The organism is Leifsonia sp. SIMBA_070, assembly GCF_046534635.1.
Classification (GTDB): Bacteria; Actinomycetota; Actinomycetes; order Actinomycetales; family Microbacteriaceae; genus Leifsonia.
On record NZ_JAWRYK010000094.1, the window covers coordinates 1 to 339 of the forward strand.

Below are 339 nucleotides of genomic sequence, written 5' to 3' on the forward strand. Positions count from 1 at the left end.
CCCAAGCTATTGTTCTAGCTGAAGATGAAGGAAAACCTAATGTATGGATCATATAATCAACTAATCTAGCTTCAATACTATTTGAAAAACTTTCTAAAGCATCTGCAAGTTGACCGGAATGTTTTTTAACTAAATTTGCATTTGTTTTACTTAAATTTTTTAGAATTGCACTTAAAGCATCCCCACCATATCTAAGTGCATAAACTACAGCAGTTTTTTTCCAACCTTGTGTTGTTACTTCTCCATCTACATCTGCATTAAGCGGTAGAGTATTGCCGATATTATAATTTTTTGTTTCAGTTTGTACCCTGATATCTTTTGCTTCCTCATTTTCTGCTG

1 protein-coding gene is annotated in these 339 nt (G+C 33.0%); it reads right to left on the bottom strand.

What is annotated here, in order from left to right:
- Positions 1 to 339: hypothetical protein (locus SB754_RS19560; RefSeq protein WP_410784062.1), on the bottom strand; the 339-nt coding region annotated here is incomplete at both ends.